Raw genomic sequence first — 14,827 nt, 5'->3', positions numbered from 1 at the left:
CTTCACAGGGGGATGTTTCCGTGCTTCTTGGCCGGCAGGGTCTGCCGCTTGGTCCGCAGGGCCCGCAGGGCGCGCGCGACCTGCAGCCGGGTCTGCGACGGCGTGATGACCTGGTCGACATAGCCGCGTTCGGCGGCCAGGTACGGGCCGGTGTGGCGCTTGCGGTACTCCTCGGTGAGCCGCCGTCGAGCCGCCGCCCGCCGCTCCGGCGGCAGCTCGGCCAGCTCGCGGCGGTAGAGCACCTGCACCGCGCCCGCCGCGCCCATCACCGCGATCTCCGCGGTGGGCCAGGCGAGGGAGACGTCGGCGCCGAGGTGCTTGGACCCCATCACCGCGTAGCCGCCGCCGTACGCCTTGCGGACGACCACCGTCACCTTCGGCACGGTGGCCTCGGAGTAGGCGTAGATCAGCTTGGCGCCGCGGCGGATGATGCCGCCGCGTTCCTGGTCGCTGCCCGGCAGGTAGCCGGGGACGTCGGCGAGGGTGAGCAGCGGGATCGAGAAGGCGTCGCAGAAGCGCACGAACCGGGCGGCCTTTTCCGACGCGTCGATGTCGAGCACGCCGGCCTGGTGCCGCGGCTGGTTCGCCACGACGCCGACCGTGCGGCCCTGGACGCGGCCGAACGCGCAGATCATGTTGGGTGCGAAGGCGCTGTGGACCTCCGAGAACTCGCCGTCGTCGACCAGGCGGACGATCAGCTCGGCCATGTCGTAGGTCTGGTTCGGCGAGTCGGGCACCAGCCGGTCGAGCTCCAGGTCGGCCGGGGTGACGACGGCGCTGGTGTCGTCGGCGTACTCCGGCACCGGGTCCAGGTTGTTCGCGGGCAGGTAGCCCAGCAGCGTCTGCACCCACTCGATGGCGTCCTGCTCGTCGGCGGCCCGGTGGTGGGCGTTGCCGGCGACCTCGCTCTGCACGGCCGCGCCGCCGAGCTCCTGCGCGGTGACGCGCTCGCCCGTCACCGCCTGCACGACGTCCGGTCCGGTGACGAACATGTGCGAGGTTTCGTCGACCATCACGGTGAAGTCGGTGATGGCCGGCGCGTACACGGCTCCGCCCGCACACGGGCCCATGATCATCGAGATCTGCGGGATGACCCCGGACGCGTGGGCGTTGCGCCGCCCCAGTTCGGCGTAGTAGGCCAGCGAGACGACGCCTTCCTGGATGCGCGCGCCGCCGGAGTCGTTGATCCCGACGACCGGGCAGCCCAGCGACATGGCCAGGTCCATCACCTTGAGGACCTTCTCGCCGGAGACTTCGCCCATGCTGCCGCCGAAAACGGTGAAGTCCTGGGAGAAGACGCAGATCTGGCGGCCGTCGACCGTGCCGTGCCCGGTGACGACGCCGTCGCCGTAGGGCCGGTTGGCGTCCATCCCGAACTCGCCGCACCGGTGCCGCGCGAACTGGTCCAGCTCGACGAACGAACCCGGGTCGAGCAGCAGCCCGATCCGTTCGCGCGCGGTGAGCTTGCCCTTGGCGTGCTGGCGGTCGACGGCCCGCTTCTCGGCGATCCGGACGGCTTCGTCCTGCCGGGCCGCGAGATCGGCGATCCGGAACGCCGTGGTCGGCATCAGTTCGTCCATCACCGCACCCCTGCTCCGAGCCGGGCCGCGAGCGCGGCGGCGATCACCGCGACGTGCGGCGGGTCGATCATCGAGACGTGGTCGCCCGGCACCCGGACGACTTCGAGGTCGCCGCAGTACTCGTCCCAGCCGAGGGTCTCGTCCGTGCGCAGGTACCGGGGGTCCAAAGTGGTCGTCAGCGGATGCGGTTCCCGCGCCCGCAGCAGCAGGACCCGGCCGTCGTACCGCTTCGGCGTGTACCGCTCGGCGACGCGCGCGTCCACATAGGACTCGTACTGGTGGCGCAGGACGCCCGCGCCCAGGTCCGGGACCCGTTCGGCGAGGCTTTGCATCACCCAGCGGATCTGCGCGTCTTCGTCCAAAGTGGCCAGTTCGGCGCGCGGGATCGCGAACGGGACGCCGTAGGTCCGCGACACGTGCTCGGCGAACCGGTCGAAGCGGTCGAGCAGCAGGTCCGCCGGCTTCCCCGCCGCCGGCAGCGGCAGGATCGAGTCGATCAGGACCACGAGGTCGACCGGGCCGTCCAGCCGCCGGGCCGTCTCGTGGGCGAGGCAGCCGCCGAACGACCAGCCGCCCAGCCGGTACGGGCCGCGTGGCTGGATCTCCCGGATCAGCTCGGCGTAGCAGGCGGCCTTGGCCTCGACGGTGTCCTCGTCGTCGATCCGCTCCAGCCCGTACACCGGGTGTCCCTCGGGCAGCAGCCGGACGAGCTCGCGGTACACGCTCGTCGGGCCGCCGGCCGGGTGGAACAGGAACAGCGGTTCGGCGACGCCGTCGCGCAGCAGCCGCACCGGGCCGCCGCCGTGGCCTTCGATCTCGCCGCGGAGCAGGTCGGCCAGCGCGGCGACGGTCGGCGTGGCGAACAGCCGCTCGACGGGCGGCACCGCGCCCAGCTGCTCCGCGAAGACGGCCCGAAGCCGCCGCGCGCTTTCCGGATCGCCGCCGGCGGCGAAGAAGTCGTCGTGGACGCCGGGTTCCGGGCCGCCCAGCTCGGCCCGCCAGTGGCGGGCGACCCACCGCTCGGCGGGATCGCGCGGCCCGGCGGTGACCGGCGCGGTCTTCCCCGCGCCGAAGCCGGCCTGCTCGGCGAGGTGCGCGGCGAGCTCGGCGAGGCTGGCGCCGCGCAGGAGCAGCGGGATCGGCAGCGGCAGGCCGAAGTCGCGTTCCACCGCGCCCCGGGCACGCATCGCCGACAGCGAGTCGAGGCCGAGCCGGGTGAGCGGCACGTCCCGCTCGACGTCCGCGTAGCCCAGCACGCCCGCGACGAGCCCGGCCAGGTGGTCGGCGATCGCCTTCCGGGCGGTGTCCGGCGGTGCTTTCCGCAGCGCGGCCAGGCCGTCCCAAGTGGACGGTCCGGTCCGCGGCGCGAACAACCCGAAGAACGGCCGCTCGGCCAGGCGCGGGAACAGCTCCAGCACCGTCCCGGCGTTGACGCGGGCCACGCCGGTCGCCTGGCGGTCGCGCGCGAGCACGGCGTCCAGCGCCGACAGCGCTTCCTCGGTGCCGAGCGGCTCGAGCACCGGGTTGCGCGACCCGGCCGCGGCGCCGACGTCGCCCCAGGCGCCCCACCCGATCGTCGCCGCCGGGAGCCCCTGGGCCCGCCGCCACACGACCAGGGCGTCGGCCCAGGCGTTGGCGGTGGCGTACGCGGCCTGGCCGGGCGAGCCGAAGAGAGCGGCGGCCGACGAGTACACGAGCCACCAGTCGAGGTCGTAGCCGGCGGTCGCCTCGTGCAGGCGCCAGGCGCCGAGCGCCTTCGGCCGCCAGACGGCGTCGAGCGCGGCCGCGTCCAGGCTGATCGCGGCGCCGTCGGCGAGGACCCCGGCGGCGTGCAGCACCCCGCGCAGCGGCACGCCACCGTCGACGGCCGCCGCGACCAGCGCTTCGGCCGTGCCGGGCGCGGCGATGTCGCCGGGCACGACGCGGACGTCGATCCCCAGGTCCGGCGCGGGGGCGGCGCGGCGGCTGTTGAGCACCACCCGGGTCGCGCCGCGCTCGGCCAGCCACTTCGCCGCGACCAGGCCGAGGCCGCCGAGCCCGCCGGTGATGACGTAGGCGCCGTCGCGGACCGGTTCGCGCACCGGGTCGCCCGGCTCGGGGCGGACGAGCCGCCGGACGTACCGGACGCCCTCGCGCCAGGCGACTTCGTCGTCGGGGCCGTCCGCGCGGACCTCGTCGCGCAGCTGCCCGACCCGCAGCCGGGCCGGGTCCGGTCCCGCGTCGAAGTCGACCGCGCTGACCCGGAGTTCGGGGTGTTCGAAGGCGAGCACGCGGACGAACCCGCGCAGCGCGGCCGAGGTCGGGTCGCCCCGTTCGCCGGGTTCGATGCTCTGGGCTCCGGTCGTGACCAGCCACAACCGGGGCGGCTGGGGCAGTTCGGCCAGCTCGGCGACCAGTTCGGACAATCTCCCGATCAGCCTTTCGGCCCGTTCGGGATCGGGGTTGTCTTCGCTGTCGAGGTGGACGAGTACCTCGGTCGGGTTTTCCCGCAGCTGGTCCTCGAGGGTGTCTTCGGACAGCTCGATCCAGCGCTCCGCCCGCTCCGGCGCGGCGGGCAGGTCGACCTGCTGCCACGCGGCCTCGTACAGCAGCCGGTCCAGCGCCGCGTCCCGGAAGCGGCGGCAGTAGACGTCGCGGAACTCGACCAGGACGGCGTCGTCGGCGTCGACGAGCTGGACGCTGCAGAGCAGCCCGTCCCCGGACGGGTCCCGCGAGGTGAGGACCGCGTCCACGCGCACCCCGCGGCGTGGCTCGCCGGCCAGGACCACCTCGCCGATGGTGAGCGGGAGGTAGAGGGCGTCGGCGTCCCCGACGGCCGCGGCGAGCGCGTGCAGGCAGGCGTCGGCGAGCGCGGGGTGCAGCCGGTAGGCGGGGTGGTCGTCGGGCTGGGCGATTTCGGCGGAAGCTTTGCCGTCGGCGGCGACGACGTTGCGGAGGCCGCGGAAGGCCGGGCCGTAGTCCTGGCCCAGCTCGGCCAGGACGCGGTAGAGGTCCAGGGGCTCGCCGGCGGCCTCGCCGAACGGCGCCGACGGCGTGCCGCCGGGCTCGATCCGCGCGGAGGCGTGGCGGACCCACTCGCCGTGGGTCTTGACGTGGACGCCGAACTCGGTGCCGGTGAGGCTGGTCGTCACCTCGGTGTGGCCGTCGAGTTCGAGGACTTCGCGGAGTTCGAGGTCCCGGACTCGCCGGCCCGGAGCGGCGGCGAGCGCCAGTTCGAGGAAGCCGGTCGCGGGGAACACCGGCGTGCCCCGCACGGTGTGGTCGGCCAGCCACGGGAGGGCTTCGGTGCCGACGTCCCCGCGCCAGAGGTCGCCGTCCGGGTGTTCGATGTGGACGCCCAGCAGCGGGTGGCCGCCCCGGGCGGGCGTCCGGCGCTTCGGCCAGAACTTCCGGTGGCGCCAGACCGGTCCCGGCAGGTCGACGCTCGCCGTCCGGGGACGGGCCGCGAGCGCGTCGGGCCGGCCGTGCACGTGCAGCCGGGCGAGGGTGGTGAGGAAGGCGGTCCGCTCGTCGACCTTGCGGCTGGCGGAGGGCAGGCCTCGTTCGCCGGTGGTCTGTTCGATGGCGGCGAGGGCGACGGGGTGCGGGGCGACTTCGATGAAGACGGTGTGGCCGTCCTCGGCCGCGGCGGCCAGCGCTTGGCTGAACCGCACCGGACGGCGGAGGTTCGCGGCCCAGTATTCGACGTCGAAGGCGGGCGTCTCCCGGGGCTCCGGGAGCACTGTCGTGTAGCAAGGGATTTCCGGTGTGCGCGGCCGGATCTCGTCGAGGCCGGCGCGGAACCGGCCGAGCACGGCGTCGACGGCGGCGGAGTGCCCGGCCCCGCCGACGGGGAGCCGCCGGGCGAGCCGGCCCAGGCTTTCGGCGTGCCCGACGAGGGCGTCGACCTGGTCGGCGGCGCCGCTGACGGTGCACTGGGTGGGCGAGGCGTAGACGGCGACGGTGACATCGGGGAACCGGGCGAGCTCCTGCGGCGAAAGCTCGACGACGGCCATGGCACCGGTCCCGCCCCGATCGAGCTCGGCGAGCAGCCGCGCGCGGGTGGCCATGACGCGCAGACCATCGGCGGGTTCGAGCGCCCCGGCGACCACGGCGGCGGCGACCTCTCCCATCGAGTGCCCGACCACGGCGGCCGGGGTGACCCCGTGGGCCCGCCAGAGCCCGGCGAGGGCGAGTTGCACGCCGAAGAGGGCGAGCTGGGTGGTGGCGAGGTCGCCGGGATCGCCTTCGAGGAGGTCGCGAAGGGAGGAACCGAGTTGGGATCGGAAGACGGGGTCGAGCGCTTCGACTTCGGCTTGGAAGGCGGGTTCGGAGCGGAGGAAGGCGCGGCCCATGCCGTCCCATTGGGAGCCGTAGCCGGAGAAGACGAAGACGGGATCGCCGGAACCCTCGCCGCGGCCGGTGGCCGGCCGGTTAGCCGCGCCGGTGGCCGGGCCGCCGCGGCCCGCGGTGGCCTTGCCGCGATCATCGGCCACCTTGCGAGCCACGCCAACCACCGCGCTGGCGGCTGGGCCGCCAGCAGTGGTGGCCCCGCCGCCGCGAATCGCGGTGGCCTCGCCGCGATCATCGGCCACCTTGCGAGCCACGCCAACTACCGCGCCCGCGGCAGTGGTGGCCCCGCCGCCGGACTCGGTCGGCGGTTTGCCCACCAAGCCACTCGCGGAGCCGCCGGACTCCGTGCCTGGCTCCCCCACCAAGCCGCGCCCCGCGGCCAGCTCCCGCAGCCCCGCCACCACCTCGCCGCGGCTTTCCCCCACCACCGCACCACGTACCGACAAGTGCTCCCGCCGGTGCGCCAGCGTCGAGGCCACCGCGCCCAGCGGCACCTCCGAAGCCCCCTCGAGCCACTCCGCCAGCTCCCCCGCCCGGGCCCGCAGCACCTCACCCGACCGGGCCGACAGCGCGAACACCGCCGGTCCCGCGGCCTCCGGCGGCACCCGAACCGGGAACGAAGCCGCCGGCCATTCCTCGAGCACCACGTGCGCGTTCGTCCCGCCGAAACCGAAGGCCGACACCCCCGCCCGGGCCGTGCCCGAGTAGCGCGGCCACTCCGTCGGCGACGTCACCACCCGCAGCCCCGAGAAGTCGATGTGCGGGTTCGGCTCCCGGAACCCCAGGCTCGGCGGCAGCCGGCGGTGCGTCATCGCCAGCACCACCTTCAGCAGCCCCGCGATGCCCGCCGCACCTTCGAGGTGGCCCAGGTTGCTCTTCACCGACCCCAGCAACAGCGGGCGGTCGGCCGGGCGGCCGAGCACCGCCGACAGCGCGCCCGCCTCCAACGGGTCCCCCAGCGGCGTGCCCGTTCCGTGCGCCTCCACGTAGTCCACAGAGGACGGATCCACCCCGGCGGACGCGTAAGCCGAGCGCAGCAAGTCCGCCTGCGCCAAGGGGTTCGGGGCCGTCAAGCCGTTGGACCGGCCGTCGGAGTTGACCGCGCTGCCGCGCAGCACCGCCAGGATCCGGTCGCCGCGGGCCGCCCGCAGCGGCTTCAGCACGACCACCCCGCACCCCTCGCCGCGCGCGATGCCGTCGGCGGCCGCGTCGAACGGCTTGCAGTGGCCGTCCGCGGCCAGCACTCCGGCGCGGTGGAAGCCCGCCGTGATGCCCGGCGACAGCAGCACGTTCACCCCGGCCACCAGCGCGATCTCGCTCTCGCCGCGGCGCAGGCTCTGCATCGCCTGGTGCACCGCGACCAGCGACGACGAGCACGCCGTGTCGAGCGTGAGACTCGGTCCGCGCAGGTCGAGCAGGTACGACAGCCGGTTGGCCGCGATGCTCGCCGCCGCCCCGGTGCCCGACCAGACGTCGACGCCGGCGACGTCCGTCATCGTCAGCGAGCCGTATTCGGTGGCCGACAGCCCGACGAAGACGCCGGTCCGGCTCCCGCGCAGCTCCGACGGCGGGATTCCGGCGTGCTCCAGCGCCGCCCACGCGACCTCCAGGAGGATCCGCTGCTGCGGGTCCATCGCCTCGGCCTCGCGCGGCGTGATGCCGAAGAACTCCGCGTCGAACCCGGCGACGTCGTCGAGGAACCCGCCCCGCAGCGGCAATCCCGCCAAGTCGCTGGCCGGCGCGAACGTCTCCCAACGGCCTTCCGGGACGTCACCGACACCGTCGCCGCTGGAGTCGAGTAACCGCCAGAACGCTTCCGGCGAGTCGATCCCGCCCGGCAGCCGGCAGCCGAGGCCGACGATCGCGATCGGCTCCTCTTCCACCTGCGGTGGCCGGGAAACCGCAGCGGATTCCCCTGTGGACAGATACTCGGCCAGCGCGTCGACCGTCGGGTACTGCCAGACGAGCGTCACGTCCAGCGAGCGCCCGACGAACTCGCCCAGGTCGGCCGCTAGGGCCGTCGCGTCCCGTGAGGACAGTCCCGTTTCGTGCAGCGGCCGGCCGGGGTCCACCGGACCGAGCCGGGCGAGCAGCCACGCGCGCACCGCGCCGGACGTTGTCATCCGAGCCGCCGGCCGGTCAGCGCACCGTCCAGATAGGACTTCCGGCAGCGCGCCCGGCTGATCTTGCCGCTCGACGTCCGCGGCACCTCACCGGGCGGCAGGACCACGACGTCGTGCAGTCCCAGACCGTGCCCGGCCGACACCGCCGCCCGCACCGCGGCCGCCAGCTCGGCGACGGCGACTGACGAGTCCTTCGCTCGTTCCAGCACGACAACCGCGGCTTCCCCGTCGTCGGTGGCGATCGCGAAGGCCGCCGCCGAGTGCGGCCGGACACCGGCGTGTTCCTCGGCCGTCTGCTCGATGTCCTGCGGGTAGTGGTTGCGGCCGTCGACGACGACCAGGTCCTTCAACCGGCCGGTGACGTAAAGCTCGCCTTCGAAGACCACGCCGAGGTCGCCGGTCGCGAGCCAGCCCTCGCCGGTTTCCGGGTCGAGCGGCGGCAGGCCGAACGTCGCCGACGACGCCGTCCGGCCCCAGTAGCCGCGGCCGACGTTCGGGCCGCTGACCCGGATCTCGCCGACCTCGCCCGGCGCGACCGGTTCGCCGGTGCCGGGATCGACGATCCGCACGCGCTGCCCGGCGGGGCGGCCGCACGAGACGAGCGTCGACCCGGCCGCGGCGGGCACCGCGAACCCGGCGGCGAGGCGGTCGCGGTCGAACGTGACCTGCCGGGCCGGTTTCCCGGCGTCGGACACCGCAACCAGCACGGTGGCCTCGGCCAGGCCGTAGGACGACCGGTGGACCTCCGGCCGCAACCCGCACCCGGCGAAGGCGTCCTGGAACTTCGCGATCGTGGCCGGCAGCACCGGTTCGCTGCCGTTGATCAGCGAGACGACCCGGCTCAGCTCCAGGTAGCTCTTCTCGGCCTCGGACACGCGGGAAGCGCAGTAGGCGTAAGCGAAGTTGGGCGCCGCGCTGATCGCGCCCGGGCTGGCCGAGAGCGCGCGCAGCCAGCGCGACGGCCGTTCCAGGAACGCCAGCGGGTCCATCAGCACCGAGGCGAGGCCGCCGACCATCGGCGCGCCGATGCCGAGGATCAGGCCCATGTCGTGGAAGAGCGGGAGCCAGCTGACCGTCGAGGTGGTCCGGCTTTCGGCGCCGTAGGCGGTGCACGCCTGACGCGCGTTGGCGAGCACGTTGCGGTGGGTCAGCACGACACCGGCGGGCGTGCGGGTGGAACCCGAGGTGTACTGCAGGTACGCCGTCGCGTCGGCGTCCGGTGCCGGCCAGTCCCGCGGTTCGGCCGGAGCGAGCGCGTCGACGGCGACGACGTCCGGCCGGACCGCCGAACCGTCGAGGAAGGCGTGGACCGCGTCGATGTCCGCGGTCGTGGTGAGCGCGACGCTCGGCGCGCAGTCGGCGAGCGCCGCGGCCAGCCGGCCCGCGTGCCCGGGCAGGCCGGGCGCGAACAGCGGCACGGCGATCAGGCCCGCCCGGATCGCGCCGAGGAACGCGACGACGTAGTCCACGGACTGCCCGGCGAGCACCGCCGCCCGGTCGCCCGGCGCCGCGATTCCGCTCAACCGCGCGGCGACCGTGCCGACCCGCTCGTCGAGCTCGCGCCAGGTGAGCGCGACCGCCCGGCCGTCGGCGCTGTCGCGGTAGTCGACGTGGGTCAGCGCGACCTCGTCGCCGAGCACCCGCGCCCACCGGCCGAGCAGGGTCGCCAGTGAGGCCGTCGATTCAGCCCCGGGGACGGGAACCGGCGGGGAAATGGTTTCCATGGCACCTCGCAGAGAGCGTTTACCGGCGCAGTGAATAGCCGCGCCCGGGCGGTTGTCAATCAAGCGAATTGCGATACTCACCGGCACGCGCATTACGGCACAGCGCGTTTGTCACGCGGCGACGAGGTCGGGGCGGATCCGCTCCGTGACACGCGCACGGCCAGCAGCGCGCCGGCGAGCGTCAACCCGGCCGCGGCTAGCAGACCCGCGGTGTAGCCCGCGGCCAGCGCCGGTCCCGGCGCCGCACCGGCGCCGAGCCGCAGCGCCCGCACGGCCGTCAGGACGGCCCCGATCAGCGCGACACCCAGCGCGCTCGAAAGCTCGCGAGACGCCGTGAGCAGCCCCGACGCCGTGCCGGCGTGCCGTTCGGCCACGACGTCCAGCGCGTGCGAGGTCAGCGGGGTCGTGAACGCCGAACCGGCCCCGATCAGCACCAGCCCGGGGACCCGCGGGAGCACCGCCGGAACGTGGTTCACCGCGGCGAGCGCGAGCAGGCCGGCCGCGACCACGCCGAGCCCGGCCGCGACCGTCCGATGTGGACCGTGCCGGGCGACGGCCCGCGGAACGAGCGGGGTCGCGGCCACCACCGCGACCGCGACCAGCGCGAGCGGCAGCCCGGCGCGCACCGGGTCGAGGCCGAGGAAGTCCTGGTGCAGCAACGGCGTGAAGAAGACGACGCCCGAAATCCCGAGGCCCCACAGCACCTGCACGGCGAGCGAGCCGGTGAACACCCGGTTTTCGGTCAGCTCGGCCGGCACCAGCCGGGCCGGTGTCCGGCGCTCGCGGAGCACGAACGCCGCACCGAGCGCGCCCCCGGCGGCCAGCAGCGCCACGCCGGTCCGCGGGTGCTCGCCGACCTCGACCAGCGCCGCCGTCAGCAGGACCAGGCTCGCGGTCACGACGGCCATCGCGCCGGCCGCCGGCCCGGGGTCGGCGGGGGCCGAGGGCGGCGAAGTACCGCCGCGGCAGGAGGATCGCCGTCGTCGCGAGGACGAGCCGGGCACCGGGCGGTCGCGGCCTCGCGGGACCGTTCCCGGCAGCAGCACGAGCATCGCCGCCACGAAGGGCAAGTTGACGAAGAAGATCCAGCCCCAGCCGAGGTATTCGCTCAGCAGCCCGCCGAGCGCCGGGCCCAGCGCGAGCGCGGCGGCCAGGCACGCCGTCCAGACGGCGGCACCGAGCGTCCGGCCACGCGCGTCGAGGTTGGTGCGCAGCAGGCTCAGCAGGCCCGGGACCAGGAACGCGGCGGCCGCGCCCTGCACCACCCGGGCCGCGACCAGCAGCCCGGCCGAGGTCGCCAGCCCGCCGGCGGCCGCGCCGAGCCCGAACGCGAGCAGCCCGCCGGCCAGCGCCGGACGCCGGCCCCAGCGGTCGATCAGCGTGCCCGCCACCAGCAGCAGCCCGGCGAACGGCAGCATGTAGCCGAGCGCGACCCACTGCAGCGCCCCGAGGTCCAGGGCGAGGTCGCGGGCGATCGACGGCGCGCCGGCCGCGACGATGGTGTTGTCCAGCGTCGTGACGAACGCGCCGAGCGCGATCAGCACCAGGGTCCGTCGCGTCATCGCCCGCTCCCCACCAGTTCGCGCGCGACCCGGGCCGGCCGCCGGCGCGGGAACCACCAGTTGGCCTCGCCGAACCACGCCATCACCGCCGGGACCAGCACGCACCGGACGACGACGGCGTCGAGCAGCACGGCGACCGTCAGCCCGACGCCGGCTTCCCGCACGACCCGGGCGTCGACGAAGGCGAACGCCACGAACACCAGCGCCATGATCAGCGCGGCCGCGGTGATGGTCCGGCCGGTCGCCGCGACGCCGTCGACGACCGCCGCCCGGGTGTCGCCGCGCCGCCGCCACGCCTCCTGGACGCGCGCGATGAGGAAGACCTCGTAGTCCATCGACAACCCGAACAACCCGGCGAACAGGAACACCGGCAGGTAGGGCTCGATCGGGGCGCCGAAGGCGAAGACGACCGCACCCGTCGTCGCGGCCGCGGTCAGCAGGTTCATCACCGCCGCGGTCAGCGGGATCACCACGCTGCGGAACACCCACGCCAGCAGCAGGACCGAGATGCCGACGACGCTGAACAGGAACAGCGGCAGCCGCGCGGTGACGGCCGCGGCGAAGTCGGCCCGGGCGGCGACCGGCCCTCCGACGTGCGTGTCCGGGCCGCCGACGGTGGTGGCCATCGCCCGCGTCCAGCTCAGCAGCTCGGCGGTGGCCGGGTCGTCGGGCGCGGTGCGCGGGGTGGCCGTGAGCAGCCAGCCGCCCGGGAGCGGGGTGGGCGGCCCGACCTCGGCGCGAGCGAGCAGCGCCTCGCGCAGCGTGCCGAGCGACGCGTCCCCGGTGCCCACCACCAGCAGCGGCGCGCCCGCGCCCGGCCCGAACCCGGCGTGCAGCAGCTCCGCGGCCGTGCGCGTGATGCTGCCGGGCGGGTCGAGGGACGCGTCCGGGACGCCGAGCCGCAGCCCGGTCATCGGCAGCGCGAGGACGGCCACGACCAGCAGCGCGGCGAGCGTGTACGGACCCGGCCGCCGGGTCACCGACCGCGCGAGCCGGGCCCAGCCGCGGCCACCGCCTTCGGCCGGGATCCGCATCCGCCCGGCGGCCGGGCGCAGCAACGCGGGCAGCAGGGTCAGCGCGGCCGACGCGGTGAGCAGCACGGAAACCGCGGCGGCGACGGCAATCCCGTCGAGGAACGGCATGCCGACGGTCAGCATCCCGGCCAGCGAGACGCACACGGTGACCCCGGCGAACACCACGCTGCGGCCCGACGTCGCCGCCGCGACGGCCAGCGCCGCGGCCGGGTCCGCGCCCTCCCGGCGGCCCTGCCGGAAGCGCGTGAGCACGAACAGCGCGTAGTCCACGCCGACGCCGAGCCCCAGCAGCGCGGCGATCTCGGTGCTGATCTTCGGCACGGTCATGACGTGCGACAGCAGCGTCACCGCGGCGAGCGCGCAGCCGACCGACACCGAGGCGGTGAGGACCGGGAGCAGGACGCAGGCCGGCGACCGGAACGTCACGAACAGCACGAGGGCCGCGGCGAGCAGGCCGATGCCGGCGTTGCCCAGGTCGGGCGCGGCCGCGGTCATCGCGGCGAGCTCCCCCGACGCCCCGGCGGTGAGGCCGCGGGCGTCGCGGACGACGTCGGCGAACGTGTCCGCCGTGGCCTGCCCGAGGGTCGTCGCGGGCGCGTCGAACCGGACGGTCAGGATCGCGGTCCCGCCGTCGGGCGCCACCCGGCCGGGCGGCGGGCTGACCGCGACGACGTGCGGCAGCGCCGCCAGGCGGGCGGCGAACGCTTCGAGGTCCACGCGGCCCGCGCCGCGGTCGATCGGGCCGTCCAGGGCACGCACGACGACGCTTTCTTCGGTACCCGTGCCGCGCAGCAGCTTCGCCGCCGCGGTGCTGTCCGCGGCGGGCAGGTCGACCGTGTCGTGGAAGGCCGCGCCCGTGTGCAGCGCGGCGAAACCGAGGCCGGCCAGCGCCGTCAGCCACAGCGCGGCGACCACGACGGCGTGGCGGAAACACCAGGAAACGACCCTCGTCATCCCGTTCTCCCGCCGCGCATGGTTGATCACGCTAACAACCGGATGGCCCGAGAAGATACGGTCCTGCTTCACAAAATGAATTCCGGAAACCCTTGCGGCGGTGAGTGTTCCGCCGTTTGTCGGACGGGTGACAAATCCGCGCGCGGCCATTGGTCTCCGCGTGACAGAACCGGGGCCGGACGCCGGGAGGACGGTTGCCAACCGGCGTTTCCGTGTGAGTACATGACGTCCGCGCCGACGCGGAAAGGGGTGGCCCATGACCCGGACGATCACCGTCCCCCACCCCCGCGGCACCGGCCGGGCGCAGCAGCTGTGGTGCTCGCTGCCGACCGAGCTCGCGCGGCGGTTCCGGCCGCACGCCGACCCGCTGTCCCGGCGGATCCTCGAGGAGATCCAGCGGGCCGTGCCCGAGTACGCCAAGCCCCTCGAAGGCGAGTTCGGGAAGATGATCGTGCTGGCGATCGAACAGGCGGTCCTCAGCTGCATCGACAGCATCGACGACTTACCGTCCACAGAGGACAACTGGCCGAAGTTGTTCCGGGAGGTCGGCAAGCGCGTCCACCACGACGGCGGCAGCCTGAACTCGCTGCAGGCCGCCTACCGCGCGGGCGGGCGCGCGGCGTGGCGGTACTTCGCGGAACTGGGACAGGCGCACCGCTTCCCGGCGGCCGTGCTGTGCGTCGGCGCGGAAGCGATTTTCGCCTACGTGGAAGAGATTTCCTCGTACTCGGTGGAGGGGTACACGCTGGCGCAGGCGATGGCGACCGGCACGCTCGAACGCCGCCGGCGGCGGCTGCTCGAACTCCTCCTGGCCACCCCGCCGTCGTCGCCGGCGACCCTGTCCACAATGGCGAAAGCCGCGAAGTGGACGATGCCGGAGTGGGTCACCGTCGTCGCGCTCGACCCGCGGGACGAGCAGCACCTGACGCCGGCCCCGCAGGTCGCCGACGACGTCCTGCTCGACCTCGAAGGCACCGAACCGTGCCTGCTCACCCCGAACCCGGACCGCGACCTGCGCGGCCTCGAAGGCCGGCTGCCGGGCTGGCGCGCGTCGGTCGGGCCCCGGGTCCGGCCGGCCGACGCGGGGACGTCGGCACGCTGGGCCCGGCGCACGCTCGACCTGGTCCGCCACGGCCTGATCGACGACCGCCCGGTGACGCGCACGGCCGACCACCTGGCGACGCACTGGCTGCTCGCGGACCGGTTCCTGCTCGACGAGCTGTCGGCGAAGACCCTGGCGCCGTTCGCCGGCCTGACGGTGAAGCAGCAGTCCCGGCTCGCCGAGACGTTGCTGAGCTGGCTGGAGCACAACGGGAACACCCCGGACATCGCGCAGGCGCTGGGCGTGCACCCGCAGACCGTCCGCTACCGCGTGAGCCAGCTGAGCGACCTCTTCGGCGACCGGCTGGCCGACCCGGCGCAGCGGCTGGAGATCCAGATGACGCTGCGGGCGCACCAGCTGCTCGGCACCGAGCCGCCGGGCGAGCAGTGACCCTTGACCGGGCGGCCCCTCCTCCC

6 protein-coding genes are annotated in these 14,827 nt (G+C 74.7%); 1 reads left to right on the top strand and 5 read right to left on the bottom strand.

Annotation, left to right across the window (positions count from 1 at the left end; genetic code table 11):
• Positions 1-2: 2 nt before the first annotated feature.
• The 5 genes from ACIRSS_RS09200 to ACIRSS_RS09180 form a co-directional block, all read right to left on the bottom strand.
• Positions 3-1,580, bottom strand: coding sequence for an acyl-CoA carboxylase subunit beta (locus tag ACIRSS_RS09200; protein ID WP_400892502.1), 1,578 nt, complete (start codon positions 1,578-1,580; stop codon positions 3-5).
• Positions 1,580-8,035: a beta-ketoacyl synthase N-terminal-like domain-containing protein gene (locus tag ACIRSS_RS09195; protein ID WP_400892500.1), complete on the bottom strand. Its 6,456-nt coding sequence runs from the start codon at positions 8,033-8,035 to the stop codon at positions 1,580-1,582. Before ACIRSS_RS09195 ends, ACIRSS_RS09200 begins: the two co-directional genes overlap by 1 nt.
• Positions 8,032-9,759 carry a fatty acyl-AMP ligase gene (locus ACIRSS_RS09190; RefSeq protein WP_400892497.1) on the bottom strand — a complete coding sequence of 576 codons (1,728 nt, stop codon included), beginning with the start codon at positions 9,757-9,759 and terminating at the stop codon, positions 8,032-8,034. Before ACIRSS_RS09190 ends, ACIRSS_RS09195 begins: the two co-directional genes overlap by 4 nt.
• A 92-nt stretch (positions 9,760-9,851) precedes the next feature.
• Positions 9,852-11,321 (bottom strand): MFS transporter, encoded by a 1,470-nt coding sequence (locus ACIRSS_RS09185; protein ID WP_400892495.1) that lies wholly within the window; start codon positions 11,319-11,321, stop codon positions 9,852-9,854.
• Positions 11,318-13,309, bottom strand: a complete 1,992-nt coding sequence (locus tag ACIRSS_RS09180) for an MMPL family transporter (RefSeq protein ID WP_400892492.1) — start codon at positions 13,307-13,309, stop codon at positions 11,318-11,320. The genes ACIRSS_RS09185 and ACIRSS_RS09180 overlap by 4 nt, the downstream gene beginning before the upstream one ends.
• Positions 13,310-13,565: 256 nt before the next feature.
• On the opposite strand from ACIRSS_RS09180, the gene ACIRSS_RS09175 reads away from it, so the two are divergent.
• Positions 13,566-14,801: a helix-turn-helix domain-containing protein gene (locus ACIRSS_RS09175; protein ID WP_400892490.1), complete on the top strand. Its 1,236-nt coding sequence runs from the start codon at positions 13,566-13,568 to the stop codon at positions 14,799-14,801.
• The last annotated feature ends 26 nt before the right edge of the window (positions 14,802-14,827 follow it).

The organism is Amycolatopsis sp. NPDC101161 (genome assembly GCF_044768185.1).
Lineage (GTDB): Bacteria > Actinomycetota > Actinomycetes > Mycobacteriales > Pseudonocardiaceae > Amycolatopsis.
This window is presented reverse-complemented; position numbering and strand designations above follow the sequence as displayed.

What these genes read in the sequence shown, in the direction of transcription:
- ACIRSS_RS09175 (WP_400892490.1), top strand. Translation starts at nt 13,566, where the DNA reads ATGACCCGGACGATCACCGTCCCCCACCCCCGCGGCACCGGCCGGGCG.
- ACIRSS_RS09195 (WP_400892500.1), bottom strand. Translation starts at nt 8,035, where the DNA reads ATGACAACGTCCGGCGCGGTGCGCGCGTGGCTGCTCGCCCGGCTCGGT.
- ACIRSS_RS09190 (WP_400892497.1), bottom strand. Translation starts at nt 9,759, where the DNA reads ATGGAAACCATTTCCCCGCCGGTTCCCGTCCCCGGGGCTGAATCGACG.
- ACIRSS_RS09180 (WP_400892492.1), bottom strand. Translation starts at nt 13,309, where the DNA reads ATGACGAGGGTCGTTTCCTGGTGTTTCCGCCACGCCGTCGTGGTCGCC.
- ACIRSS_RS09185 (WP_400892495.1), bottom strand. Translation starts at nt 11,321, where the DNA reads ATGACGCGACGGACCCTGGTGCTGATCGCGCTCGGCGCGTTCGTCACG.
- ACIRSS_RS09200 (WP_400892502.1), bottom strand. Translation starts at nt 1,580, where the DNA reads ATGGACGAACTGATGCCGACCACGGCGTTCCGGATCGCCGATCTCGCG.